General features: G+C 74.3%; 29 protein-coding genes. 15 read left to right on the top strand and 14 right to left on the bottom strand.

The features are described 5' to 3' along the window. Positions 1–61: 61 nt before the first annotated feature. The 3 genes from QMC84_RS09540 (at position 62) to QMC84_RS09530 (ending at position 3802) form a co-directional block, all read left to right on the top strand. Positions 62–898 carry a matrixin family metalloprotease gene (locus tag QMC84_RS09540; RefSeq protein WP_300374372.1) on the top strand — a complete coding sequence of 279 codons (837 nt, stop codon included), beginning with the start codon at positions 62–64 and terminating at the stop codon, positions 896–898. A gap of 72 nt (positions 899–970) precedes the next feature. Next, on the top strand, positions 971–2530 hold the full coding sequence (locus QMC84_RS09535; protein ID WP_300374231.1) for an alpha/beta fold hydrolase: 1560 nt from the start codon (positions 971–973) through the stop codon (positions 2528–2530). An 18-nt stretch (positions 2531–2548) separates the two neighbouring features. Beyond that, positions 2549–3802 carry a phosphodiester glycosidase family protein gene (locus tag QMC84_RS09530; protein ID WP_300374229.1) on the top strand — a complete coding sequence of 418 codons (1254 nt, stop codon included), beginning with the start codon at positions 2549–2551 and terminating at the stop codon, positions 3800–3802. Here QMC84_RS09530 and QMC84_RS09525 read toward each other — a convergent pair. Next, the gene (locus QMC84_RS09525; protein WP_300374227.1) at positions 3784–4233 is read right to left on the bottom strand and encodes a hypothetical protein; all 450 of its coding nucleotides are present in this window, start codon (positions 4231–4233) and stop codon (positions 3784–3786) included. The two genes, QMC84_RS09530 and QMC84_RS09525, sit on opposite strands and share 19 nt — an antisense overlap. A 56-nt stretch (positions 4234–4289) precedes the next feature. Between QMC84_RS09525 and QMC84_RS09520 the strand changes: the two genes are divergently transcribed. Then, entirely contained in the window at positions 4290–4856 is a 567-nt protein-coding gene (locus QMC84_RS09520) for a mismatch-specific DNA-glycosylase (RefSeq protein WP_300374225.1), read from the top strand. A gap of 27 nt (positions 4857–4883) precedes the next feature. On the opposite strand, the gene QMC84_RS09515 is transcribed toward QMC84_RS09520, so the two are convergent. Together QMC84_RS09515 and glgC are read right to left on the bottom strand one after the other, a co-directional pair. Further along, positions 4884–6149, bottom strand: a complete 1266-nt coding sequence (locus QMC84_RS09515) for an amidohydrolase (protein ID WP_300374223.1) — start codon at positions 6147–6149, stop codon at positions 4884–4886. Between the two features lie 46 nt (positions 6150–6195). Then, complete coding sequence (gene glgC, locus QMC84_RS09510; protein WP_300374221.1) at positions 6196–7443, bottom strand: glucose-1-phosphate adenylyltransferase; 1248 nt, start codon at positions 7441–7443, stop codon at positions 6196–6198. Between the two features lie 52 nt (positions 7444–7495). Here glgC and glgA point away from each other — a divergent pair, with 52 nt between their 5' ends. From glgA to QMC84_RS09495, 3 genes are all read left to right on the top strand, one after another. Next, positions 7496–8683, top strand: coding sequence for a glycogen synthase (glgA, locus tag QMC84_RS09505; RefSeq protein ID WP_300374219.1), 1188 nt, complete (start codon positions 7496–7498; stop codon positions 8681–8683). Positions 8684–8759: 76 nt separating this feature from the next. Beyond that, positions 8760–9182 (top strand): hypothetical protein, encoded by a 423-nt coding sequence (locus QMC84_RS09500; RefSeq protein WP_300374217.1) that lies wholly within the window; start codon positions 8760–8762, stop codon positions 9180–9182. Positions 9183–9220: 38 nt separating this feature from the next. Further along, a complete protein-coding gene (locus QMC84_RS09495; RefSeq protein ID WP_300374215.1) occupies positions 9221–9886 on the top strand; it encodes an EthD domain-containing protein in 666 nt (221 codons plus the stop codon). A 3-nt stretch (positions 9887–9889) separates the two neighbouring features. Here the strand turns inward: QMC84_RS09495 and QMC84_RS09490 are convergent, their stop codons facing one another. From QMC84_RS09490 to QMC84_RS09470, 5 genes are all read right to left on the bottom strand, one after another. After that, the gene (locus tag QMC84_RS09490) at positions 9890–10270 is read right to left on the bottom strand and encodes a DUF427 domain-containing protein (protein ID WP_300374213.1); all 381 of its coding nucleotides are present in this window, start codon (positions 10268–10270) and stop codon (positions 9890–9892) included. Between the two features lie 114 nt (positions 10271–10384). After that, positions 10385–10903: a gluconokinase gene (locus QMC84_RS09485; protein ID WP_300374211.1), complete on the bottom strand. Its 519-nt coding sequence runs from the start codon at positions 10901–10903 to the stop codon at positions 10385–10387. Between the two features lie 9 nt (positions 10904–10912). Beyond that, the gene (locus QMC84_RS09480; protein WP_300374209.1) at positions 10913–11590 is read right to left on the bottom strand and encodes an alpha/beta hydrolase; all 678 of its coding nucleotides are present in this window, start codon (positions 11588–11590) and stop codon (positions 10913–10915) included. Continuing rightward, positions 11571–12236 carry a hypothetical protein gene (locus QMC84_RS09475; protein WP_300374207.1) on the bottom strand — a complete coding sequence of 222 codons (666 nt, stop codon included), beginning with the start codon at positions 12234–12236 and terminating at the stop codon, positions 11571–11573. The genes QMC84_RS09480 and QMC84_RS09475 overlap by 20 nt, the downstream gene beginning before the upstream one ends. Positions 12237–12273: 37 nt before the next feature. Beyond that, entirely contained in the window at positions 12274–12792 is a 519-nt protein-coding gene (locus QMC84_RS09470; RefSeq protein WP_300374205.1) for a hypothetical protein, read from the bottom strand. 147 nt (positions 12793–12939) lie between these two features. On the opposite strand from QMC84_RS09470, the gene QMC84_RS09465 reads away from it, so the two are divergent. The 3 genes from QMC84_RS09465 (at position 12940) to QMC84_RS09455 (ending at position 15632) form a co-directional block, all read left to right on the top strand. Next, positions 12940–14091 carry an acyl-CoA dehydrogenase family protein gene (locus QMC84_RS09465; RefSeq protein ID WP_300374203.1) on the top strand — a complete coding sequence of 384 codons (1152 nt, stop codon included), beginning with the start codon at positions 12940–12942 and terminating at the stop codon, positions 14089–14091. A 25-nt stretch (positions 14092–14116) separates the two neighbouring features. After that, positions 14117–15253 (top strand): acyl-CoA dehydrogenase family protein, encoded by a 1137-nt coding sequence (locus QMC84_RS09460; protein WP_300374201.1) that lies wholly within the window; start codon positions 14117–14119, stop codon positions 15251–15253. 124 nt (positions 15254–15377) lie between these two features. Further along, on the top strand, positions 15378–15632 hold the full coding sequence (locus tag QMC84_RS09455; RefSeq protein ID WP_300374199.1) for an Hsp20/alpha crystallin family protein: 255 nt from the start codon (positions 15378–15380) through the stop codon (positions 15630–15632). A gap of 55 nt (positions 15633–15687) precedes the next feature. On the opposite strand, the gene QMC84_RS09450 is transcribed toward QMC84_RS09455, so the two are convergent. Then, positions 15688–17097, bottom strand: a complete 1410-nt coding sequence (locus tag QMC84_RS09450; RefSeq protein ID WP_300374197.1) for a glycoside hydrolase family 30 beta sandwich domain-containing protein — start codon at positions 17095–17097, stop codon at positions 15688–15690. 186 nt (positions 17098–17283) lie between these two features. Here QMC84_RS09450 and QMC84_RS09445 point away from each other — a divergent pair, with 186 nt between their 5' ends. Next, positions 17284–17736, top strand: coding sequence for a hypothetical protein (locus QMC84_RS09445; RefSeq protein ID WP_300374195.1), 453 nt, complete (start codon positions 17284–17286; stop codon positions 17734–17736). On the opposite strand, the gene QMC84_RS09440 is transcribed toward QMC84_RS09445, so the two are convergent. Next, the gene (locus tag QMC84_RS09440; RefSeq protein ID WP_300374193.1) at positions 17690–17893 is read right to left on the bottom strand and encodes a hypothetical protein; all 204 of its coding nucleotides are present in this window, start codon (positions 17891–17893) and stop codon (positions 17690–17692) included. The genes QMC84_RS09445 and QMC84_RS09440 overlap by 47 nt on opposite strands. Positions 17894–17908: 15 nt before the next feature. On the opposite strand from QMC84_RS09440, the gene QMC84_RS09435 reads away from it, so the two are divergent. Continuing rightward, complete coding sequence (locus tag QMC84_RS09435) at positions 17909–18538, top strand: hypothetical protein (RefSeq protein ID WP_300374191.1); 630 nt, start codon at positions 17909–17911, stop codon at positions 18536–18538. Beyond that, positions 18535–18750: a hypothetical protein gene (locus tag QMC84_RS09430; protein ID WP_300374189.1), complete on the top strand. Its 216-nt coding sequence runs from the start codon at positions 18535–18537 to the stop codon at positions 18748–18750. The genes QMC84_RS09435 and QMC84_RS09430 overlap by 4 nt, the downstream gene beginning before the upstream one ends. A 66-nt stretch (positions 18751–18816) precedes the next feature. Here QMC84_RS09430 and QMC84_RS09425 read toward each other — a convergent pair whose 3' ends face one another. Then, positions 18817–19323: a DUF4234 domain-containing protein gene (locus QMC84_RS09425; protein ID WP_300374187.1), complete on the bottom strand. Its 507-nt coding sequence runs from the start codon at positions 19321–19323 to the stop codon at positions 18817–18819. Positions 19324–19556: 233 nt separating this feature from the next. Here QMC84_RS09425 and QMC84_RS09420 point away from each other — a divergent pair, with 233 nt between their 5' ends. Beyond that, entirely contained in the window at positions 19557–20189 is a 633-nt protein-coding gene (locus QMC84_RS09420) for a maleylpyruvate isomerase N-terminal domain-containing protein (protein WP_300374185.1), read from the top strand. A gap of 32 nt (positions 20190–20221) precedes the next feature. On the opposite strand, the gene QMC84_RS09415 is transcribed toward QMC84_RS09420, so the two are convergent. Together QMC84_RS09415 and QMC84_RS09410 are read right to left on the bottom strand one after the other, a co-directional pair. Further along, a complete protein-coding gene (locus QMC84_RS09415) occupies positions 20222–20623 on the bottom strand; it encodes a DUF2237 domain-containing protein (RefSeq protein WP_300374183.1) in 402 nt (133 codons plus the stop codon). A 28-nt stretch (positions 20624–20651) separates the two neighbouring features. After that, positions 20652–21098, bottom strand: coding sequence for a hypothetical protein (locus QMC84_RS09410; protein ID WP_300374181.1), 447 nt, complete (start codon positions 21096–21098; stop codon positions 20652–20654). A 134-nt stretch (positions 21099–21232) separates the two neighbouring features. Here QMC84_RS09410 and QMC84_RS09405 point away from each other — a divergent pair, with 134 nt between their 5' ends. After that, entirely contained in the window at positions 21233–21823 is a 591-nt protein-coding gene (locus QMC84_RS09405) for a hypothetical protein (protein WP_300374179.1), read from the top strand. A 16-nt stretch (positions 21824–21839) separates the two neighbouring features. On the opposite strand, the gene QMC84_RS09400 is transcribed toward QMC84_RS09405, so the two are convergent. Next, complete coding sequence (locus tag QMC84_RS09400) at positions 21840–25055, bottom strand: heavy metal translocating P-type ATPase (RefSeq protein ID WP_300374177.1); 3216 nt, start codon at positions 25053–25055, stop codon at positions 21840–21842. Between the last annotated feature and the right edge of the window lie 4 nt (positions 25056–25059).

Genomic DNA, 25059 nt, shown 5'->3' with positions numbered 1-25059 from the left:
GAAGATGGGCGAAACGCCCCCGGGCCCCCCGGCGGGGCCCGAGAATCACCGCGTGTTCCGCATGCGCTCGGCACGTCTGGCGCAGCGCCGCCATGCCCGGGAGCTGCGCCGGCTGCTGCGGGACCTCGACCGGCTGGAGCAGCGTCGCCGTCGTCGTACTCACCGGATCCCGGCCCGCGCCCGCACCTCCACCTCGCTGCTGCTCGCCGTCGTGCTCGCGGCCCTGGTCGTCGCGTTCAACCCCACGTCGACCGGTGAGCGGCTGCGGGCGACGCTCGGCCTCGGCCAGGACCTCACCTTCACGATCGCCGACCCCGGCGGCGCCGGCTACGCGTTCGCGATGATGCAGCCCGACGGCGTCGGCCCGGTGACCTGGGACCGCTGCCGGGACATCCCCTACGTGGTCAACCCCGACGGCGCGCCGGCCGGGCACCTGGAGACGGTGGCGGCCGCGGTCGACGAGCTCGCGGACGCCAGCGGGCTCCGACTGCGGTACGACGGCACCACCGACGACCGCCGCCTCGAGGACCGGGCCGGGGCGTTCGGGTCGACGGCCCCCGTGCTGATCGCCTGGGCGACGCCCGAGGAGGTGCCCGCCCTGGCCGGCGACGTCGCCGGCGTCGGCGGGGCCGAGGCGCGGTCGGTGCCGCCGGGCCGGTTCGTCTACGTGACCGGGACGGTCGCCCTCGACCGCGACGCGTTCGCCGCGATGGGGACGCGTCCCGGCGGGGCGGCGCTGCAGCGCGCGGTGGTCGAGCACGAGCTCGGCCACGTCCTGGGGCTCGGCCACGTCGAGGACCCGGCCCAGCTGATGTACGCCGAGACCACCGGCCAGCGGCACCTCGCCGCCGGCGACCGCGAGGGCCTGGCCGTGCTCGGCAGCGGACCCTGCCGGTGAGGGCGTCGTCCCGCGTCGCCCCGCGTGGTGACCGGTCAGTAACCTGAGCCCCGCTCCAGGCGTTGTCCTCACATGCTGCGCACCACACTCCACCCGGCGCTGGCCGCCGCGCTGGCCGCCACCCTGGCCGCCGGCACCCTCCTCGCCGCCCCGGTCACGCCCGTGGCAGCGGCGAAGCCGGTCGCGACGACGACCGACGGCTGCCTGAGCAGCGTCCCCGACCCGGGCACCAGCGAGCCCGTCCAGATCTGCTACACGATCTTCCGGCCCGCGGACGCCTCCCGCCGGCACCCGGTGCCGATCCTCATGCACAGCCACGGCTGGGGCGGCTCCCGGGCGACCGACCCGGCCGAGCTCTCGACCTACCTGCGGGCCGGCTACGGCGTGATCTCCTTCGACCAGCGCGGCTTCGGCGAGAGCGGTGGGCACGCGTACGTCGAGAACCCCGCGGTCGAGGGCCACGACGTGCGGGCGCTGGTGCGGCTGGTCAGTCGCCTGCCGTGGGTCCGCCAGGACGGCCCCGGAGACCCGCGGATGGGCGCGATCGGCGGCAGCTACGGCGGCGGCTACCAGTTCCTCACCGCGTTCGAGGAGCTCCGGGTGACCGGCGAGCCCGTGCTCGACGCGCTGGCCCCCGAGATCACGTGGAACGACCTCAGCGACAGCCTCGCGCCCGAGGGCGTGGTCCGCACCGCGTGGGCCGCAGCTCTCAGCGCCGCAGCGGTGCCCTCCGACGCGCTGCCCCCGAACGTCTACAAGGCACTCGTCGAGGGCGCGGCGACCGGCTCCTGGCCGGACGGCTCGGTGCCGGGCACCGAGGACATGGCGACGTTCTTCCGCGCCAACGGCCCGAAGTGGCACGTCGAGCACGGCCGTCGTCTCGACATCCCGGTGCTGTTCGGCCAGGGCACCACGGACTCCCTGTTCCCCCTCCAGCAGGGGCTCGCGAACTGGCAGACCGCGCTCACCCCGCGAGCCCGCCGGCACAGCATCTTCGTCGCCTACAACGGCGGCCACGTGCTGCCGGCGGTGCTGCCCAGCGGCGTGAGCGTCGACTCCGACCCGTGCAGTCGCAGGCTGGCCGGCGGCAGCTTCGCCGACCTCAGCGTGCGCTTCTTCGACGAGCAGCTGCGCGGCCGCGACACCGGCCTGCGCGGCTACGGGAGATATCACCTCGCCACCCCCGACAGCACCTGCACGACCGTCGCGTCGGTCGCCGCGAACGCGACGTACGACGTCGGCACGGTGGCGACCCCCGAGGCCGGCGGCGCGCCGTTGGCCTACGAGGTCGCCGCCGGGCCGATCCGGGTCGCGGGGACGCCGTACCTCACCGGCACGCTGACCGCGCTCGGCGCCAACAACCGGGCGTTCTACGGCCTGGCGGTCGGCACCTCGCCGGCGGACGCGCACCTGGTGCAGAACAACGTGCTGCCGCTGAGCACGCTCGAGCCGGTGGTCGGGCAGCCGTGGCGGCTGGCGCTGCCCTCGGTGGCGGTCGACGTGCCGGCCGGGCAGTCGCTCTACGTGCTCGCCAGCCCGGTCAGCGACACCTTCGTCGGCATGGGCAGCCGGACGCCCGGCGCGGTCCTGCTCGAGGACACGGTCGCCCACCTCCCCGTCGTCGGCAGGTGAGCGCTTAGCCTTGTAGAGGTGCGTACCCACCTCCTCTCGGTCAGTCTCGCCGCGTGTCTGCTCGCGGCCACGGGGCCCGCTCTCGCGGGCGAACTGGGCAGTGATGCGTCCGTGGCCCCGCAAGCCGGCGGGCACGGGAACCGTCCCGACGTGCCGCGCACGCTGCACCCCCGGCACACCTCCGGAGGCGAGAAGGGCGAGGTCGCGGTGGCGCTGCCCTCGATGCGCCGCGCGGCCGGCCAGAACTGGCAGACCAGCTGGCAGGTCGCTCCGGGCGTGAAGTTCACCAAGTGGAGCCAGACCGACGCGCGCGGGCCGATCGTCGCCCACCTGCTGACCATCGACCCGAGCACCCCGGGCCTGCGCGTCGACTACGCGAGCATGGGCGCCGTACGCCGCGTCGCGCCGGTGCGCGACATCCTCGGCGTCGACGGCGCCGTCGCCGGCGTGAACGGCGACTTCTACGACATCGGCCACACCGGTGCCCCGCTCGGGCTGGGCAAGGACCGGCAGCGCGGTCTCCTGCACGCCCGCGAGGACGGCTGGAACAAGGCGTTCTTCATCAACCGCCACGGCCGCGCCCGGATCGGCGACCTGCCGATGAGCGCCCACGTGCTGCGCCACCCGGAGCTGGAGGTCACGAACCTGAACTCACCGTTCGTGACGCCGGGCGGCATCGGCATCTACACCCCGCGCTGGGGCCGCACCGCCGGCTACCGCGTCACCCAGGGCCAGACCAAGCGGGTGCGGGCGGTGAGCGTCGTCAACGGCCGGGTCCGGACCAACCGCGCGAGGCTCAGCCACGACAAGCCGATCCAGGGGCTGCTGTTCATCGGCCGGGGCGAGGGCGCGAACGTGCTGCGCAAGCTGCCCAGGGGCACCCGGATCAAGGTCCGCTGGTCGCTCCAGGGCCGTCCGCAGATGGCGATCAGCGGCAACAACTTCCTGGTCCACGACGGGATCATCCGGGCGATCGACGACCGGCAGATGCACCCACGCACCGCGGTCGGTGTCGACTCCGACACGGGCGAGGTGCTGCTGCTGGTCATCGACGGCCGGCAGGCCGACAGCCGCGGCTACACGATGGTCGAGCTCGCGAACCTGATGGTCGACCTCGGCGCCGACGAGGCCGTGAACCTCGACGGCGGCGGCTCGTCCACGATGGTCGGCAAGAACCGCAAGGGGACCGTCGCGGTCCTCAACGACCCCTCGGACGGCTTCCAGCGCTGGGTCGCGAACGCGATCGAGGTGACCTACTCGCCGCCGTCCTGAGGCACCGCCGCGAGCGCCACCGTCGTCACCGGCGCGAAGCACTCCTGCCGGGGTGAGCGCACCTGCTCGGGCACGAACGTCGCGTCCTCCCCCCGGCCCGCGACGTCGACGCCGGGAGGTACGTCGCAGCCGACCGCGACGACCGCGGCGACCAGCCGGGTCCCGGCCGGGACGTCGACCGCCTGCGCCGCGCGCTCGATGTTGCCGGCGAGCGGGCCCCGGAACCGGTCGGCGTACGTCGCGATCGCCGCCTCGTCGTCGAGCGCCGTCACCCGGTCCGCGACCTCGCCGCCCGCGGCCGTGCCGGAGACGACGATGACCTCCGGCGCCGCCGGGTCGCCGACCGCGGTCACCCCCTCGTCGCTCCCGCACCCGCCCGCCGCGAGGAGCAGTGCCGGCACGAGCAGCGTCGTTCCGAGAATCCGTCGCATGACCATGGGACGGTAGCCGCCGGACCGGGGTTCCGGGGCCGTGGCAGGCTTCCGGCGTGCCCCGCTTCACCCGCGCCGAGCTCGAGTCCTTCCGCGACGCCGAGGTGCCCGACCTGCTCGGCCCCGGGCTGAGGCTGCTGTTCGTCGGCATCAACCCGGGCCTGTGGACCGCCGCCACCCGGACGCACTTCGCGCACCCGGCGAACCGGTTCTACCCCGCGCTCCTGCAGGCCGGCATCATCACCGAGCCGATCAGCCCGTCGGCCGGCATGACCGACGAGGACCGCGACCGGCTGCGCGCCCGCGGGATCGGCATCACGAACCTGGTCCGCCGGGCCACGGCGCGGGCCGCCGAGCTCACCGACGAGGAGCTGCGCGCCGGCGGGCTCGCGCTGGTCGAGACGGTGCGCCGTACGGCGCCGCGCGTCGTCGCCGTCGCCGGCATCACCGCCTACCGCTCGGCGTTCGGCTCCCGGCGCGCGGTGGTCGGTCGACAGCCGGAGCCACTCGCGGGAGCCGAGCTCTGGATCGTCCCCAACCCGAGTGGTCTCAACGCGCACGAGACGGTCGCGTCGCTCGCCGTCGCGTACGCCGACGCCGCGCGGGCGGCCGGCGTGATCTGAGCCGGCCGCGGCCGACCGGGGCGCGGATCAGGCGAGCCACTCCAGGGCGGCGGTGACGAGGGCGGTGGTGCCGGTGTCGAGGGTGGGCTGGAGGACCGGGGCGAAGGCGGCGGAGTGGTTGACGGGGACGTCCTGGGCGACCCGGCCGGCCGCCCGGGCCTGCTCGTAGAGGTCACGGTCGATGCCGCCGATCCCCCAGTAGGTGTACGGGATGCCGAAGGCGCCGGGGAGGTCGGTGAAGTCCTCGCTCGCGGTCTGCAGCGGGAGCTCGACGGCGTCGGCGCCGAACCGCCGGCGGAAGGCCGCGGCGACCCGCCCGGTCACGCCCGGGTCGTTGTCGGTGAGCGGGAACCGGTCGAAGAGCTCGAACTCGGGCGGCCGCGGGCTGCCCGACGCGTCGCACTCGGCCACCACGATGCGGCGGATGGCGTCGAGGATCGCGGTCCTGGTCTGCTCGTGGTAGGTCCGCACGTTGAGGGCGATCACGGCGTGGTCGGGGATCACGTTGCTCTTGGTCCCGGCCTGGACGCTGCCCACGGTGAGTACGGCGGGCTCGCCCGGCTGCGTCTCGCGCGAGATGACGGTCTGCAGCCGGACGACGATCATCGCGGCGAGCACCACCGGGTCGACCGATGCCTGCGGCATCGAGCCGTGCGCGCCACGGCCGTGCACGACGATCCGCATGCTGTCCGCAGCGGACAGCGTCGGGCCGACGCGCGTCGCCACCTGACCTGCCGGCAGCGGCAGCACGTGCTGGCACAGCGCCACCTCGGGCCGGCCGGCACCGTCGACCAGGTCGACGAGACCGTCGTCGACCATGCCCCGCGCCCCGTCGGCGACCTCCTCGGCCGGCTGGAACACCGCGACCACGGTGCCGTGCCAGGCGTCCCGCGCAGTCGCGAGCAGCGAGACCGCGCCCAGCAGACAGGCCACGTGCACGTCGTGCCCGCAGGCGTGCATCACCGGCACCTCGGCCCCGTCCGCGTCGAGGGCGACGGCGCTGCTCGCGTAGGGCAGCCCGGTCGCCTCGCGCACCGGCAGCGCGTCCATGTCCGCGCGCAGCAGCACGGTCGGCCCGTCGCCGTTCGCCAGGACGCCGACCACGCCGGTGCCGCCCACCCCCTCGTGGACCGCGCAGCCGTCCTGGCGGAGTCGGTCGGCGACCACGCCCGCGGTCCGGCTCTCCTGGTGGGAGAGCTCGGGGTGTGCGTGCAGGTCTCGGTAGCAGTCCTCCTGCCAGGAGCGCACCGACGCCAGGCCGGCGAGCACGGTCGTGAGCGGGTCGCGGGTCATGGCTGCCTCTCGTCGGCGGGTCCGGCTGGTCGATCAAGCCTGTCGGCTACGTCGGGAAGGCCTGGTCCTTGCCGAGGATCGTGAGCCCGTCCTCGACGACGAAGCCGCGGGCGAGGTCGGCCTCCGGGTCCACGCCGATCTGCTCGCCGGGCGGCACCACGACGTTCTTGTCCAGGATCGCGTTGCGCACGACGGCCCCGGCGCCGACGTACACCCCGTTCATGAGCACGGCGCCGCTGACCTCGGCGCCGGTCTCGACGCGCACGGACGGGGACAGCACCGAGCGCCGCACCTCGCCGCCGGTGACGACGACGCCCGGCGAGAGGACCGCCTCGTCGACCCGCGGCAGGTCGCCGGACGCGCCCTGCACGAGCTTGGCGGGCGGCTGGGGGCCGTAGGAGGTGTAGATCGGCCAGTCGAAGTTGTAGAGGTTGAACACCGGCAGCGGCGAGACGACGTCCATGTGCGCGGCGTAGTAGGACCCGATCGTCCCGACGTCGCGCCAGTAGCCGCGGTCGCGGTCGGTGGACCCCGCGACGTCGTTGTCCTTGTAGTCGTAGACGGCCGCCTGCTGGCGGCGCACGAAGGCCGGCACGATGTCGCCGCCCATGTCGTGCTTGGAGCCGATCTCGGTCGCGTCCCGGGTCACCGCCTCGACCAGGGCGTCGGCGTCGAAGACGTAGTTGCCCATCGACGCGAGCACCTCGCCGGGGCTGTCCGGGAGCCCGACCGGGTCGGTGGGCTTCTCGAGGAAGTCGCGGATCCGCGACGGGTCGTCGGGGTGCACGTCGATGACGCCGAACTGGTCGGCCAGCTCGATCGGCTGCCGGATCGCGGCGACCGTGCAGGCCGCGCCGCTCGCCACGTGCGCCTGGACCATCTGGTAGAAGTCCATCCGGTACACGTGGTCGGCGCCGACGACCACGACGTAGTCGGGCCGCTCGTCGCGCATCAGGTTCAGCGACTGGTAGATCGCGTCGGCGGAGCCGAGGTACCAGTGCTTGCCGACGCGCTGCTGCGCGGGCACCGGGGTGACGTAGTTGCCGAGCATCGTCGACATCCGCCAGGTCTGGGTGACGTGCCGGTCCAGGCTGTGGGACTTGTACTGGGTCAGCACGACGATCTTGAGGAACCCCGAGTTGACGACGTTCGACAGCGCGAAGTCGATCAGCCGGTAGATGCCCGCGAACGGCACGGCCGGCTTGGCCCGGTCCGCGGTGAGCGGCATCAGCCGTTTGCCCTCGCCGCCGGCGAGGCAGATGACGAGCACGTTCTTCCGGGAGATACGGGCCATGGGCCCACGCTAGCCTCCGCTGACCGCCCGCAGGGGCGAGTAGGTTCGTGGCGTGCGAGTCGACGTGCTGAGCAGGGAGTACCCACCCGAGGTGTACGGCGGGGCCGGTGTCCACGTGGCCGAGCTGGTGCGGGCACTGCGGGCGCGCGAGGACCTCACGACGCACGTGCACGCGTTCGGCGCGCTGCGCGACGAGGACCGCACGTCGTCGTACCCGGACCTCGCCGAGCTGGCCTCGGCGAACGCCGCGCTGCGCACCCTCGGTGTCGACCTCACCATCGCGGACGGCTGCGCGGGCACCGACCTGGTGCACTCGCACACCTGGTACGCCAACCTCGCCGGGCACCTCTCCTCGCTCCTGTACGGCGTCCCGCACGTCGTGACCGCCCATTCGCTCGAGCCGCTGCGACCGTGGAAGGCCGAGCAGCTCGGTGGTGGCTACGCGATCTCCTCATGGGCCGAGCGGACCTCCTACGAGGCCGCCGCCGCGGTGATCGCGGTGTCGGCGGCGATGCGCGAGGACGTGCTCGCGTCGTACCCGCGCATCGACCCGGACCGGGTGCACGTCGTGCACAACGGCATCGACACCGAGGACTGGCGGCCGGCCCCGGACCCCGGCCGGGTGCGCGAGCTCGGCGTCGACCCGGACCGCCCGTCGGTGGTGTTCGTCGGCCGGATCACCCGGCAGAAGGGGTTACCGCTGTTCCTGCGGGCCTGCTCGGCGCTGCCGCCGGACGTGCAGATCGTGCTGTGCGCCGGCGCGCCGGACACCCCGGAGATCATGGCCGAGGTGGAGGGCCTGGTCGACGGGCTGCGCGCGACCCGGGGCGGCGTCGTCTGGATCCCGGAGATGCTGCCGCGGCGCGACGTGGTCGCGCTGCTGACGGCGGCGACCGCGTTCGCCTGCCCCTCGATCTACGAGCCGCTGGGCATCGTCAACCTCGAGGCGATGGCGTGCGAGACCGCCGTGGTCGCGACCGCCACCGGCGGCATCCCGGAGGTGGTGGTCCCCGGCGAGACCGGCCTGCTGGTGCCGATCGAGCAGGCCACGGACGGCACCGGCACGCCGCTGGACCCGGACCGGTACGTCGCCGACTTCGCCTCGGCCCTGATCGAGGTCGTCTCCGACCCGGTCCGGGCCGCCGAGATGGGCCGCGCCGGGCGCGCCCGCGCGATCGCGGACTTCAGCTGGGCGGCGATCGCCGAGCGCACCGTGGAGGTCTACCGCTCGGTGACCTGACGGGGGCGGGCACCCGATGCGGACCGCCTGTGGAGAACCGCTCGCCGGCAGCCGCGAACCGGGAAGGCTCCGCGGCATGAACGATCACCCCTACCGCCCCACCGTCCGCAGCCAGGCCGACCTCGAGACGGTCTGGCGCCACCTCATGCGGCCGCTCGGCTTCGCCGAGGGCAGCATCTGGATGATGCACCTCGAGCCCGACGGGCGCGCGGTGCCCAGCCTTATGGAGATCGCCGACGCCGAGCTCGACGCGGCGGGCCCGGAGGACTTCGCGACCCTGCTCGCGGAGCTCGAGAGCGCCGACCCGGGTGGCAGCTACTGCTTCCTGCGGTCCCGCCCCGGGCGCGGCGGCGTGCTGCCCGAGGACCGCGACCGGGCGACGTTCCTGTACGCCGCCGGCCGGGCCGCGGGCGTCCGGCTCGAGGTCGTGCACCTGGCGACCGACACCGACGTCGTGCCGCTGCCGCTCGACGAGGTCGGCCTGCCCCGCAGCGCCTGACCGCCGTCGGGACGGCCGGGCCGCTACCGTGGGCGCCCGTGAGCAAGCTGGTGTTCGCGCTGTGGGGCGAGGGACCTCCGACGAGCCTCCACGACCCCGGCCTGCACGAGCGGCTCGCGGCCGTCGGCGTACGCCGACTGCAGGTCAACGTCGACGACGAGCACGTGGCCCCGGCGATGCGGATCCCGACCGGCGACCCGGTGCGCGCGATCGTCAGCGTCTGGGACGCCGAGGCCGGGCCCGTCGCCGAGGTCCTGGCGACCGCGGCGGCGACCGTGCACGGCTGGCGGGTGGACGAGCGCCGTCGGCTGGACCCTCCCGAGACGTGGGACGGCAGCCGGGCCGACGCGCTGAGCAACGTCGCGATCCTGCGCCGCCCCGACGAGCTGGCGCACGGGGAGTGGCTGCGGCGCTGGATGGTCGAGCACACCCCGATCGCGATCCGCACCCAGGCCACCTTCGGCTACGTCCAGAACGTCGTCGTCGAGCCGGTCACCACGGGCGCGCCGCGCGTCGACGCGTTCGTCGAGGAGCTCTTCCCGAGCGCCGCCATGACCGACATGCACGCGTTCTACGGCAGTGGTGGGGACGACGCCGAGCTGGGCCGCCGGCTCACCGGGCTGATGGCCAGCGTCGCCCGGATCGGGGCCGACCGCGACCTCGACCTGGTGCCGACCAGCCGCTACCTCTACGCGCTCCGCTAGGCGTCAGGCGCTGGGGTAGGTGCGCACGTCCACGACGTTCGGGTAGAACGCCACGTGGCCGGCGATCTCGGCGACCGCGTCGTGCGGCTGCTCGTAGGTCCACACCGCGTTGTCGTGGGCGGCACCGTCGACGACCAGGCTGTAGTAGCCGGCGTCGCCCTTGTACGGGCAGTACGTCGCGTGGTCGGTCCGCTCGAGGACCGCCGGGTCGACGTCGGCCAGCGGCACGTACTGCACGGGCGGGTAGCTCGCCTCCTGCAGCGTCAGGGCGGCGGTCGTGTCGGCCACGGTGCGCTCACCGAGCGTGACGACGACCCGGCCCGTGGTGGGCGTGATCGTGATCGGGTGACCCGCGTCGGGCACCAGCACCTGCTTCTCGCTCATACCCGCTCCAACACCGTCCGCGGCGCGCGGATTCCGGGTCTCGCGGGCTGTTCGCGGACGAGGACGTCCGGCACCGACACCACGACCGGGCCGGTCACCGGCCGCACGGCGACGTCAGCCCTGCTCCGCAGGGGTGCTGCCGGGGGCGGCGGGGAGCCGGGCGACGCACTCCTCGACGATCTGGTCGACGCTCTGGTCGACGTCCACCGCGATGCCGTGCTCGTCGGGCTCGAGCGGCTCGAGGGTGGCGAACTGCGAGGACAGCAGGGACGCGGGCATGAAGTGGCCCGGACGGCTGGCCTGCCGCCGGGCGATCGCCTCGTGGGAGCCCTCGAGCTGCACGAACTCCACGTCGGGAGCGTGCCGTCGCAGCTGGTCGCGGTACCTGCGCTTCAGCGCCGAGCACGCCATCACCCCGCCGTCCGGGTGCGCCGCGAGCCACCCGCCGACCGCCTCCAACCACGGGTAGCGGTCGGCGTCGTCGAGCGCATGCCCGGCGCTCATCTTGGCGACGTTCTCCGGCGGGTGCAGGTCGTCCGCGTCCTCGTAGGGCACCCGCAGCCGCTGCGCCAGCGCGGCACCCACGGTCGACTTGCCCGAGCCCGAGACACCTATCACCACGAGAGGACGCATCCCCGCACGTTAGTCCGCGACGTTCAGCAGTGCCGCCACCGCGAACCGGGCGGCCGCGCGCTCGAAGACCGCGCCGTGACGCAACATCGCGTGCCGAGCACCCGGGACCTCGACGTACTCGAGGTCGGTACGACGGGCGAGGCGCTCGGCGACGGCCCGCGACCGCTCCAGGGGCGCGACCCGATCCTCGGTGCCGTGCACGAACAGCACCCGGCGGCCGGTCAGGTCGACCGGCCGGCGCGGGTCGTCGGGATAGACCCACGGGTTGAGGGCGACCACACCGCGCACGCCCACCTCGCCGCCGGCCAGCAGCGCCGCCCGGCCGCCGAGCGAGTGCCCGACCAGGCAGGCCGGCAACGTCCCCCAGCGGGCGCGGACCTCGCGCAGCGCCCAGGCGACGTCGTCGACCGGCGTGTGGGTGGTGTCCCACCCGCGCGCCGAGTTGAGCAGCCGGAGCACCGCGAGCCGGCCCCGGCCCGCACCCGCGATCCGTCGCGCCACCGGGACCATCCGCAGCACCGAGAGCTGGGCCGGGCTCACCTCGGAGCGCCCCGGACGGCTGGCGCCACCGTGCAGCACCAGCACGACCCCCTCGGGGTGCTGCGGCGCCCGGGTCTCGATCAGTCGGGCGCGGGTCACGCCGTGGTCCGCGGCCCGGGTCGAGGCGTCACCGGGACCGGCCGGCACGTGCGGAGTGGTACGCCGGCTCGCGCAGTCGCTCGACCGCGTCGTACTGCTCGAGCCCGGGCAGCCGGTTGGCCACCGGGTCGAACGAGACGTCCGCGTCGGAGGTGTCGTCCGGGGGCAGCGTGGAGAGGCGCAGCTCGGCGAAGCGCACCCACTCCCCCTCAGGCTCGGCCGCTGCGAGCTCGAAGGACTCCTCGCCGGTCGCCCGGGCGCCGATCACCAGCGGGCCCCGCGCCGTCCGGTAGGGCAGCAGCGTGGTCATCGGGCGCCGGCGCGGCGAGCGACTCGCCGTCAGCACGAAGCGGGTCAGCCGGCCCCACCCGGTCGAGGCGAGCAGCAGGTCGCCGTACCCGCCGTCGGGGCGTGGCACCCGCACCGCGAGGCCGTGGATGTCGGGCGCGGAGACGGGCAGGCCGATGGCCCGGGACCGGCGCACGAGCACGTCGTCCTCGCCGGCCTCGTCGAGCCACGGCACGCCGGTCGCCGGCCGCGCCCCGCTGCGGAACAGGCGGCCGCGGGTGACCTCCCCGCGCGGGTGCAGCGGCTTGGCCGCCGGCCGGACGGCGGCCACGGCGCGCGTGGTGCCGGCGAGCAGCAGGCCGCCGGCCGAGGCGAGGGCGTGCGCGGGGGCGTCGAGAGCAGACATGGCCGCTCCGTACCCACGCCGCGTGGCGAGCACGCGGTCAGGGCACCACGACGGTGAACGCGACGGTGTTGGCCGGCCGGTACGGGTTGCCGGCGGTGAAGCTGAAGGTCCGCACGCCCAGGTCGGCGCCCTCGGGGCAGTCGTGCGCGGACTTGCTGAGGTACGCGGCGAGGTTGGCGCCCGCCGACCCGTCCCAGTCCACGCTCACCAGCGGCGCGAGGATCCCCGGATCCAGCGAGTCGTCGCTGTAGGTGAGGCAGTAGACGCCGGTCTTGGGGCGACTCACGGAGGCGAAGCCGCGGGTGCGGGCGGAGTCGAGGACCACGGGGTCCTGCCACGTCACGTACGTGTAGGCACGCACCGAGAGCGCGGCCAGCGAGGACGCGCTGAGGTCGGTCGGGCGCACCGCGCCGTCCTTGATCTTCACGCTGGTGATCGCGCTGTTCGCGATGTCCTTGGTGCCGATCCTGGTGGCCGCGTAGCCGACCCCGCCCATCGAGAGCACCAGGGCCAGGCAGGCCACGATCATGGCGGGTGAGGGGATCAGTCGGCGCACGCCCCCCACTCTAGGAAGCGCCGCCGCCGCGGCGGTGGCGCCGCACCGCACGGGCCGGCCCCGGTGGCTCGGCGCGTACCAGCCGGTAGCGTCTGCCCCACCACGCTCGACCAGGCTCGATCGAGAGCCCCACCCACGGAGGTACGGATGCAGCTGGCGCTGTCGGCAGAGGACGCCGAGTTCCGCGACGAGATGCGCGAGTTCTTCACCACCCAGGTCCCCGAGGACATCCGCGACGCGGTCCGCGACCAGCGCGAGCTGACCAAGGACCAGTTCGTCAGCAGCATGCGGATCCTCAACGAGCACGGGCTCGCCGTACCGAACTGGCCCGTCGAGTGGGGCGGCCGCGACTGGTCGCCACTGCGGCGCCACATCTGGCACGAGGAGATGCAGCGCGCCTTCGTGCCGGCGCCGCTGGCCTTCAACGCCACGATGATCGGGCCGGTCATCGCCCAGTTCGGCTCCCAGGCGCTCAAGGAGCGCTTCCTGCCCGCCACCGCGAACCTGGACATCTGGTGGTCGCAGGGCTTCTCCGAGCCCGACGCGGGCTCCGACCTCGCGTCGCTGCGCACCACCGCGGTGCGCGACGGCGACGAGTACGTCGTCAACGGGCAGAAGACGTGGACCACGCTCGGGCAGTACGGCGACTGGATCTTCAACCTCGTGCGCACCGACCCGGAGGCCAAGAAGCAGGCCGGCATCTCGATGCTGCTCATCGACATGACCTCCCCGGGCGTCGAGGTGCGCCCGATCGAGCTGGTCGACGGCGGCCACGAGGTCAACGAGGTGTGGTTCACCGACGTGCGCGTGCCGGTCGAGAACCTGGTCGGCGAGGAGAACCGGGCCTGGGACTACGCCAAGTTCCTGCTCGGCAACGAGCGCGTCGGCGTCGCGCCCGTGGGCGCCACCAAGCGGCTGCTCGCCCAGGCCAAGCAGTGGGCCGGGCCGCTGCTCGAGGACCCCCTGGTCGGCGCCCGGATCGCCGAGCTGGAGAACGAGCTGCTCGCGCTGGAGCTCACGGCGCTGCGCGTGGTCGCCCACTCCGCCGACGGCAAGCCGCACCCGGCGTCGTCGGTGCTCAAGCTCAAGGGCACCGAGCTGCAGCAGGCGGTGACCGAGCTGGTCGTCGACCTCGCCGGGCCGGCGTCCCTGGCGAGCGGCGCCGGCGAGGACTCCGACCTGCCGTGGTGGACGCGCCGCTCGACGCCGATCTACCTCAACTTCCGCAAGGCGTCGATCTACGGCGGCTCCAACGAGGTGCAGCGCCAGATCGTCGCCCGCACGATCCTGGGACTCTGAGCCCTCTCCCGGAGGAGGAACCGCCATGGACTTCACCTACGACGACGAGCAGCAGGCCCTGCGCGAGGCCGTGCGCGGCCTGGTCGGCCGGACGTACGCCGACTTCGAGAACCGCCGCCGGACGGTGGCCGAGGACCCCGGCTTCAGCGAGGCCGTGTGGGGCCAGCTGGCCGAGATGGGCGTCCTCGGGCTCCCGTTCGCCGAGGAGTACGGCGGGATGGGCGCCGGCGCCGTCGAGGTCGGCATCGTCGCCCAGGAGCTGGGCCGGGTGCTCGCCCCCGAGCCGTTCCTCACCTCGGTGGTGCTGGCCGGGGGCCTGGTCGCCGAGGCCGGATCGGCCGAGCAGCGCACCGAGCTGCTCGGCGGCCTGTCCGCGGGCGAGCTGGTGCTCGCCTTCGCCCACGCCGAGCCGGGCTCACGCTGGGACCCCGCCGCCACGGAGGTCCGTGCGGAGGCGGCCGGCGACGGCTGGACGCTCAGCGGCGTGAAGGAGCCGGTGCCGCACGGCGCGCGCGCGGACGTGCTCGTCGTGAGCGCCGCACTGCCCGACGGTGGGACCGGGCTGTTCGTGGTCAGCGGGGCGGACGCCGTACGCGACGGCTATCCGACCTACGACGGCGGGCGCGCCGCACGCGTGGCCTTCGACGCCACGCCGGCGACGCCGCTGGGGAGCGCCGAGGACCGCACGGGCATCATCGCCCGGGTGCTCGACGCCGCCCGCGTCGCCGCGTGCAACGAGGCGGTGGGGCTGATGGAGGTCGCCCTCGACCTGACCTCGGCGTACCTCAAGAGCCGCAAGCAGTTCGGGGTCACCCTCAACACCTTCCAGGCGCTCACGTTCCGCGCGGCCGACATGTACGTCTCCCTCGAGCTGGCGCGCAGCATGGCGCTGTGGGCGACGATGGTGCTCGACGGCGGGTCGGGCGAGGAGACGTCGGTGGCGGCGTCGCGCGCGGCGCTCCAGGTGAGCCGGGCGGGGCGGCACCTCGGGCAGGAGGCGATCCAGCTGCACGGCGGGATCGGCATGACCGCGGAGTACAGCGTCGGCAGCTACACCAGCCGGCTCACCGCGCTCGACCACCTGCTCGGCGACGGCAACCACCACCTGGGCCTGCTCGCCGCCGGCGTGCGCGGGTACGACGAGGTCGACCCGCTGCCGTGACCTTCTGCCTCTGACCTGCGGCCCAGCGGCCCTGGCCACTGCTCCCCGTCCGCGCGAGCGTCGAGGTGACGGCTCCCCGCGCGGGCGGGAGCGGTCGGGAGAGCTCGGGGAAGGGAGGGCGGACATGGCCAGCCTGGTCCACGACCGCTTCGTGGTGGTCGAGCAGTTCCAGCGGGACGGGGCGTACGTCGTGCGCGTCGAGCTGCCGGAGGTCGAGGTCTCGGTGGCGGGTCGCTACCTGGTGCTCCGTGGCGTCTCGGCGCGTGGCACCTTCTCGCGCAGCCTGCGGCTGCCGGACGGCGCGGAGCCGTTCGGGCTGCGCACCCTCAAGCACGACGGGAGCGTCGAGGTCATCGTCCCGCTGGTGACGGGCCGCTGACCCCAGCCATCCACAGGCGGACGATGCCCGGTGTCGGCGGCCGGCCGGGCGGGGCTCAACCCGGCAGCGGGCCGCGATAGCTGAACAGGTCCCCGGGGTGCAGCACGTAGGACCGCCCGTCGGCGCCGGGGCCGGGGCCGGGGCCGAGGGAGAGCCGGACGGTCTGGTCGGTGCTGGAGCGGTTGTGGCCGAAGACGCCGTAGCTGCCGTCGGGGTTGCGGAACGCCGCGACGCTGAGCCACTCCGGGGCGGTCGAGCCGATCACCCGGGCGCCGGGGACGGCGGCGCGCGCGAGGTGGGCCAGGGTGAAGAACTCGGGCTCCCGGGCGATCCCGAAGGGGGTCACCGTGACGACCCCGCGACACTGCTTGCAGCCCCACAGCGAGCCCTCGTCGGTCGGCCCGTGGTCGGGGTCCAGCGCGAGGTTCCACATCATCAGGCCCGACGAGCCGGCGGCGACCGAGTCGGCGACCAGGTTCTTCGCGTCCCAGGCGAAGGTGCCCGCCGCACCGTCGGTGGTGCCGGTGCACTCCGTGACCATCCGGGGTACGGCGAGGCCGGCCATCTGCGCCGGCTGGCCGGCGTAGCAGTGGAAGGCCGCACCGTCGAAGCCGGCCGACCCGGCGAGGACCGCGTCGACCCGGTCCCGGTCGGACCAGTTGTGGTCGACCGCCCACAGTCGGGTGCCGAGCCGGTCGAGCCGCGGTCCGACGGCGGTCCCCAGCTCGGCCAGCTGCGCGTCGGTCATCGTCATCGTCGGGTAGTCCGAGCTGTGGCCGGGCTCGTTGCCGAGCGAGGTGGCCCACAGCGGCACGCCGTGCCGGCGCAGCCACCGGGCCTGGCCGACCAGCAGGTCGCCGTACTCGACCAGCGAGTCCGCCGCGAGCGCCCCGCCACGCAGCGTGCCGCCGGTCTTCATGGCCCGCGGCGCCGTCCACGGCGCGCCGACCACACGCAGCCGCGGCACCAGCGGCTGCACCCGCGACCGCACGAGGTCGACCGCGGCCCGCGCCTCGCGGGCCGGACGGACCGCGCCGTCGCGCAGTCGCCAGGTCCAGAGCCGTGGGGAGAAGTCGGTGGCCGACAGCGGGAGCCGCAGCATCGTCAGCCGGGCGCCCTTGCGGGCTGCGGGATCGAACAGCGTCCGGACGACGCCGGGACGATCCGCGAGCAGCCGGACCGACGCGTCGGTGAGCGCCGCCCCGGTCCCCCACCAGGCCTGCCGGACCTGGTCCGGGTGCAGCACCACCTCGGCGGTCGCGGCGGCGTCGGCCGGGGCGGCCGAGATGCTCTGGAGGCGCCGGTCGCCGTCGGTCGGCGAGGAGACGACGAACGACGGCGCCGCGGCCCGCCGCGCCGGCGAACCGGCCTCCGGCGTCTCCGCGCGGGCGCAGCCGGCCGGCGCGCTGAGCAGCACGCAGAGGAGGAGGAGGGCGAGTGCCCGCGGTCGAGGTGCGGAGGTCACGACCTACCCCCGGTGCCCACGCGCCCGGGACCCATGCACCCGGGGTCGGCCCCGGTCAGCGGCGGCGAGGAACCCGACGAGGAACCCAGCGAGGAACCGGCGAGGAACCCGGCGAGGAACAAGGTCCGTGCCGCCGGCGGACCCGCGACCCTGGGGAACGAGGGCCCGGCGCCCGAGCCTGGTGGCATGAGCACACCCACCCGCGTCGCCAGCCACCGACGTCCGCCCCGGGCGGCCGCCCGCCGGTCCGGGTACGTCGGCACCGTCGTCTTCGACGCGATCAGCCTCATCGCGATCAACGGGTGGCCCGGCTGGGACGTGCTGCCGTTCCTCACCGCGGACACCGACCGGGTGCTCGGCCTGGTGAACGCCTCGATCGTCGTGCACCTGGCGGTCTTCGCGCTCTACACGGTGTGGGACCCGCGGTGGCTCCGGGCGACCGGAGAGATCCTCACCTCCGGCTTCGGCGTCGTGGTGACCTCGCGCCTGTGGCAGGTCTACCCGTTCGACACGGCCGACGACTGGTCGGGATGGGGGCTGGTCGCCCACGTCCTGGTCGGACTCGGCATCGTCGGGTCGGCGATCGGCGTGGTCACCGGGGTGGTGCACCTGGTCCAGGCGTGCGCCCGTCCTGACTGAGCCCCGGCCCGGCACCTCGTTCGAGCCGGTCCCGGAGCCGGTCGCGGACCTGCTCGGGGGTCAGCTGCGCGCGCTGGCGCTGGTCGCGCGCGATGATGGCACCGGTGGCAGCCACCCCGGCCAGCCCCGCCAGCCCGAGCCACTTCCACAGCTTCACGGGGGACTCCTCTCGATGACTCGTCCGACCGGCCCGACCGGCTCCACCCTCTCGCTCGAACAGGCCGTCGACCTGACGCGGACCGGCGACCTGTGGCTGTTCCGCGGCCGCTCGACCGCCGACCACGCTATCCGGGTGCTGACCAACGCGCCGGTCAACCACGTCGGCATGGCGGTCGTCCTCGACGACCTGCCGCCGCTGATGTGGCACGCCGAGCTCGGCAAGGGGCTGCTCGACGTGTGGACCAACAGCCACCACCGCGGGGTGCAGCTGCACGACCTGCGTGCGGCCGTCGAGCAGTGGACCGGCCGCTACGGGCAGCGCGCCTGGCTGCGCCAGCTCGACGCACCGGTCACCCCGGAGATGGAGGACGCGGTGCTGCGGATCGTGGCCCGCCTGGACGGTACGCCGTTCCCGGCCACGGCCGCGCTGGTCGGCCGGTGGGCCCGCGGCCGGCTGCGCCGCCCCGCGCCGGCCGAGCTGACCTACTGCGCCGAGGTGGTGGCGGCGACGTACACGGCGATGGGCCTGCTCGACGGCCGCCGACCCACCAACTACTACGACCCGGGGCGGTTCTGGTCGGGTGACGACCTGGAGCTGCTGCACGGTGCGGAGCTGAACGAGGAGATCGAGGTACTGCCATGACCGACCCGACCTTGACCCCCGACGGGCTCGCGGTGCGGTTCACGCGGCTGCGCGGCACGTGGCGCTCGCGTGGCCACAAGCAGCTGGTCGCGCTGCGCCGCGGCGTGCCGGCGGTCCGGATCGGCCTCGCCGGCTCGTCGTACGACGAGCTCCTGGTCAGCACGCCCGCCGTCGAGCGGCTGGTCGCCGAGCTCGGCCGAGGCCGCCGATGAAGACACCGGGCCGGGCCTCGTCGAGGCCCGGCCCGGTGTGCGGTTCAGGGTGCGCTGCGGTGGTGGTCAGGCCTGGGCGCCGACCGACTTCCAGTACTCGTTGAGCGCGTTGTTGGTCTTGACGAACCACACGATGGCGCCCACGAGGAACAGCCAGCCCAGCAGCAGGAACCACAGGCCGGTGGCCGCGGTGACCGGGGCCTGCTGGCCACGGCGCTCGTAGAGCTTGCCGACCTCGTTGGAGGAGAGGAACGGCATCACGATGCTGACGAAGATCGCCAGGAGCAGCGCGATGCCGCCGCCGATGCCCTCGCCGGAGTGACGCTTCATCTCGTCGTGGGTCTTGTAGTACCAGTACCAGCTGTAGATCCCGAGCGTCACGATGCTGAGCAGGATGCAGGTCCCGGTGCTGCGTACCTCGCCGATCGGTCCGGCGGCCGGCGCCGCGTGAGCCGCCCCGGCGTACGCCGGGGCGGCAGGTGCCGCCGCAGGAGCGGGGGTGGCCTCGCCGAAGGGCGGCGGCGCCGATGCGCTCTGGGGGCTGACGGGGGTGGGGTCGTTGCTCTCGGTCATGCGGCAGAGGCTAAGCCCCCGCCGACCCCGTCGCGGGGATTCACGCGGTGGACTGGACCGGCGTGTCCGGGCCTGGGTCGGGGAGTCCGGCAAGGCCGGCAGCGGGTCGGGACCGGGTCAGCGCGCCCGTAGAAGCCCCAGGGCGCCGCGCGGACCCGGGACCGCGCGTCCGATCGACCGTCAGCCACCGGACACCCCCGCGGGGCGCCCGCCGGGTGGCGGAGGATGGTGGGATGTCGACCGCGCTGAGCACCGCCCGCACGACGTACGCCGAGGCGGCTGCCGCGTTCCTCGCCCTGGCCGCGCAGGTGCCGCTCGAGCGGTACGCCGAACCGGGGCTCGGCACCTGGGACCTGCGCGCGCTCGTCGGGCACACCGGCCGCTCGCTGGTCACGGTCGCGACCTACCTGACGACCCGCGCGGACCGGGTCGACGCGCCGGACGCCGCGGCGTACTTCGCGCTGGTCAGCCGGCTCGCGCACGGCAGCGCGCGCGACGCGATCCACCAGCGCGGGATCGAGGCCGGCGTCTCGCTCGGGGCGGATCCGGTCGCCGCCCTGGACGCGGCACGCGAGGAGGCGGAGCTGGCCCTGGACCTCCTCGAGGGCGACGACCCGGTCGTCGAGACGGCCGCGGGCGGGATGCGGGTCAGCGACTACCTGCCCACCAGGACGTTCGAGCTGACGGTGCACTCCCTGGACATCGCGGCGGCCGCCGGCCTCGACTTCACCCCACCGGCCGAGGCGCTCGCGGACACCCTCGCGCTGGCCACGGCCACCGCCCTGCGCCTGGGCCACGGGGTCGACGTCCTCCTCGCCCTGACCGGCCGCCGATCGCTGGCCCCCGGCATGTCGGTCGTGCCCTGACCCGGCGGCTCGGCCCGCACGATCAGCCCGCGCTAGAGGAGGGCGCCCGGGTCGTCGGGGACGTCGACCGCCTGCTCGTCGAGGTACTCCAGCGGAATGATCTCCAGGGCCCGCTCGCTGGTGGACGCGAGCACGACCGGAGCGGGGACACCGGCCTCGTAGGCCTGCAGCCAGCGCGCGGCCACGACGCACCACCGGTCGCCGGGGTGCAGGCCCGGGAAGTCGTACTCCGGGCGCGGGGTGGACAGGTCGTTGCCGATCCGCCGCTGGTAGTCGAGGAACTCCTCGGTCAGCACCGTGCAGACGGCGTGCAGGCCGATGTCCTGGGGACCGCAGCTGCAGGTGCCGTCGCGGTAGAAGCCGGTGATCGGGTCGGTGCCGCAGGGCTCCAGCGGCGTCCCGAAGACGTTGCGCTCCTCCAACGGCCCGACCATCAGCCCCGCTCCCCCATCGCTGCCTGCATCAGCCCAGGGCCCAGATCCCCGGGCGACCCTTGGTCATCGCGCCCTCGGCGACCAGCGCCTGCCGGGCCCGCCGCGCGGCGTACCGCCAGCGCAGCTCGCCCTCGGGCGTCTTCTCGCGATCGGCGTCGGTGAGCCGCTCCTCCATCCGGACCTCGAGCTCGAGGAACACCTCGTCCTGCTCCAGCTCGCCGCCGGCGGCGTCCAGCACGGCGACGATCTCCGGCTTGAAGACGTCCGGCGGGGTCCAGCGGTGCCGGACCGCCCGGGCCGGCGCGGCCGCGGCGGCCGAGGACCTCGGGGATGCGGAGGATGCCGTGGTCCGGCGTGCGACCGGCCGGGCGGCCGGCGCCTTGCGCACCGTCGGCGGCGGCGGAGGCGGCGGGTTCCCGTGGATGCATTGGGACTTCGGAAGGTCACACAGGTCGCAGTAGTCCTCGGCGCTCATCGGCTCCAGCCTAAGGCACGACCCGACGACGAGGAATCGCTGGACGGCGCCGGGCGAACTACTCTCGAGACAGGACACGGCAGGCGACGTCGTACCACCACGGACGACGCGCCACGGTCCGGGACGGGAGCCGCATGACTGTCGAGCGAAGCACCCATTGGCGACCGACGGACAGCGAGGTCGAGCCCGACCCGGTCCCGCCGGGCGAGGCCGAGGACGCGTGGGCCGACGAGGCACGCCGGATCCTGGGCACGGTCGCCGGCACGTACCACCGCCTGATCGACCGCACCGACCTCGCGGCGCAGGTCCAGCAGGCCAGCGGCATCCACTCGAGCAAGAACCCGCACTACTGGCTCAGCCGGGTGCTCGCACAGGTCGCTGCGGTCAACGTCCTCGAGCACGAGCCGCCGCTGACCGCGCTGGTCGTGCACCGGCAGACCGGGGCCGTGGGCGAGGACTACGACGAGGTGCTCCGGCTCACCGGCGCGGCCCCGATCGACGACGAGCTGGCGCGCGAGAAGCACGCGGCCGCGGCCCGCATGGACTGCTACCGCTGGGCGGGCGCACCGATGCCCGCCAGCGGCGGCCACCCCGCGCTCTCCCCCCGGCTCGACCAGCGCATCGTCCGCGACCGCAAGCGGGCCCGCACCGAGGCCCAGCCGACCGTGTGCCCGCACTGCTTCATGGCGATCCCGCCGACCGGCGTCTGCGACAACTGCGGCTGACGCACGCCCGCTCAGCTCAGCCGGCGTGCACCACGAACGGCGCCGTGACCACGGTCCCGTCTCCGAGCCGGAACTGCGCCCACAGCCGGTAGGCCCCCCCGACCTCGAACCGGGCGTGCATGTCCAGCTCGGGCCCGAACTCGGTCCCGGGCAGCGCCGGCACCGGCCGACCCCGGTCGTCGAGCATCTCAGCGTGCCGGTGCGCGAACCGGGTCCCGTCCTCGCGCAGGACCACCACGTGGCCCGCGGCGCCCAGATAGGGCTCGAGGTCCTCGACCGGGGCCCCGGACCCGGCGTCGGCGAAGGTCAGCGTGAACTCGCTGGGCGCGTCGACGTGCGCGTCGCCGGTCAGCGTGATCCGCACGCCGTCGACCGTCACCTCCCGGACGTCCTCGGTCGGGACCGGCTCGGCCGGCGGCGGACCGCCCGCGACCGTGACCTCGTGGCGGTCCAGGACGTCGGCGAGCTGGCCCTCCTGGCGCAGCTCGGTGTGCAGCGCATAGGTGCCGGCGGTCGGGAACGTCGCGTCGACCGTGAAGACGCCCTCCTCGCCGGTCGGCTCCGGGTGGAGGTGGGCGAAGGTGCCGAGGTCGGCCCGGGTCACGATCAGGTGCATCCACACCTGGTGGGTGCGGACCAGGTCGCCGACCGGGTCGCCGGTGTCGGCGTCGCGGACGGTGACGGTCAGGGTCGTCGGCACGCCGGGACGTACGTCGGCAGGCAGGTCGTACCCGATCTCGAGGCCCGCGTGGTGGGCGCTCGTCGGCGGCACGTCAGCCTCCTCCAGGACGCTCATCTGCGGCCGCATCGGCATCCCCATGCCCGCCTGCCAGGTGAGCAGGCCGTTCATGCCGCGCTCGGCCTGGTCGGTGCGGCTCAGCCAGGTGAAGCCGACCCCGAGGGCGAGCGCGAGCGCGGCGATGCCGACGAGGTAGCCGGCGTCCACGACCCGGCCGCGCAGGCTCTGGCCGTGGCCGGGCTTGCGCAGCCGCAGGGCGTTCGTGACCACGCTGACCGAGCTCATCGCCATCGCCGCGCCGGCCAGGACCGGGTCGAGCAGCAGCCCGTCCCACCAGTAGAGCGCACCCGCGGCGACGGGGACCAGCAGCACGTTGTAGGCGAACGCCCAGACCAGGCCCTGCTTGATCGTGGTGACGGTACGGCGTGAGAGGTCGATGGCGGAGACGATCCCGTGCAGGTCGCCGCCGACCAGGGTGATGTCGGAGGCGGCGATGGCGACGTCGGTGCCGGTGCCGATCGCGATGCCGAGGTCGGCCTGGGCCAGCGCCGGCGCGTCGTTGACGCCGTCGCCGACCATGGCGACGACCTGGCCGGCGGCCTGGAGCTCGGCGACCCGACGGGCCTTGTCGGCCGGGCGCACGTCGGCCATCACGTGCTTGATGCCGACCTGCTCGGCGACGGCGCGGGCGGTCGCGGCGTTGTCGCCGGTGACCATCCAGACCTCGAGACCGAGGCCCTCCAGGGCGGCCACGGCCGAGGCCGAGGAGTCCTTGACGGTGTCCGCGACGGTGACGCTGCCGGCCAGCGCGCCGTCGACGGCGGCGTACACGCCGGTGCCGCCGAGGGGCGAGGTGTCGATGCCGTGCTCGGCAAGGTGGGCGGTGTTGCCGACCAGCACGGCGCGGCCGTCGATCTCGGCGACGACGCCGTGACCCGGGACCGAGTCGAAGTGGGTGACCGTCGGCAGCGTGAGCCCACGCTCCTGGGCGCCGCGCACGATGGCCTCGCCGACCGGGTGCTCGCTGCCGACCTCGGCGGCCGCGACCAGGGCGAGCAGCTCGTCGGCGTCCCAGCCGTCGGTCGTGGCGACCTCGGCGAGGTCGGGGCGGCCGCGGGTGATGGTGCCGGTCTTGTCGAGCACGACCGCGGTCAGCTTGCGCGCGGTCTCGAGGGCCGCACCGTCGCCGACCAGGATGCCCATCTCGGCGGCCTTGCCGGTGCCGACCATGACCGCGGTCGGGGTGGCCAGGCCGAGGGCGCACGGGCAGGCGATGATCAGCACCGCGACCGTCGTACCGATCGCCAGGACCAGCCGGTCCGTCTCCGGGCCGAACAGCAGCCAGCCGAGGAACGTCGCGAGCGCGACCACCAGCACGGCCGGCACGAACCACGCCGACACCCGGTCGGCGAGCCGCTGCATCGGCGGGGCGCTCGCCTGCGCCTCCTCGACGAGACGCACGATCTGGGCGAGCGTGCTGTCGGCGCCCACCGCCGTCGTCCGGACGACGAGGGTGCCGGTGGTGTTGACCGTGGCGCCGATGACCGCGTCCCCCGCGGTCTTCTCGACCGGGACGCTCTCGCCGGTCAGCATCGACTCGTCGACCGCGGACCGGCCCTCGGCGACGACGCCGTCGACGGGCAGCTTCTCCCCCGGCCGGACCCGGACGTGGTCGCCCACGCGCACCTCGGCGATCGGTACGTCGACCTCCGCGCCGTCGCGGAGCACCCGGGCGGTCGTCGGCGCGAGCCCGACCAGCGCCTTGATCGACGCGGCGGTGCGCTTCTTGGCCTTCAGCTCCAGCCACCGGCCCATCAGGATCAGCGCCATCACGATCAGCGCCGTCTCGTAGTACAGGTGGAGCGGCAGCCCCCAGCGCTCGGCCGGCCCGGGCCAGAGGGTGACGAACGCGCTGTAGCCGTAGGCCACGCCGGTCCCGAGCGCGACCAGGGTGTCCATGCTCGAGGAGCCGTGCTTGGCGTTCGCCCAGGCCCGCTGGTAGATCTCCCGGCCGGCCCAGAACAGGGTGCCGGTCGCGACCACGAGGAGCAGCGGCATCAGCCAGTCCATCGTGTCGATGTCGAGCGGGACGTACATCAGCCCCATCAGCCCCAGGCCGACGGCGAGCGCGACCCGCCACTTGCGACCCAGCCGGGTGATCTCGACGTCCCGGCGCGCATCGAGCTCGGCGACCGGGTCCGGCGCGGCCGGCCGGTCCGCCTCGGGCTGGGGCGCCGCGCGGAGGGTGCCGGCGTACCCCGCCTTCTCGACCGCCGCCGTGAGCGAGGCGGGCTCGACGACCGCCGGGTCGTAGGTGACCGCGGCCGTCTCGGTCGCCAGGTTCACCGAGGCCTCCACCACGCCGTCCACCCGGGAGAGCGCCTTCTGCACCCGGCCGACACACGACGCGCAGGTCATGCCCTCGATGTCGAGGGTGCTCTCGGTCGTGAGCAGGGGGTGCTGGCTGGTGGGTGTGGTCGGTGTGGTGGTCATGGCC

Source organism: Nocardioides sp. (genome assembly GCF_030019515.1).
In the GTDB taxonomy this organism is placed as follows: Bacteria; Actinomycetota; Actinomycetes; order Propionibacteriales; family Nocardioidaceae; genus Nocardioides.
The sequence above is the reverse complement of the archived record's forward strand: the minus strand, read 5'-3'. Positions and strand labels throughout refer to the sequence as shown.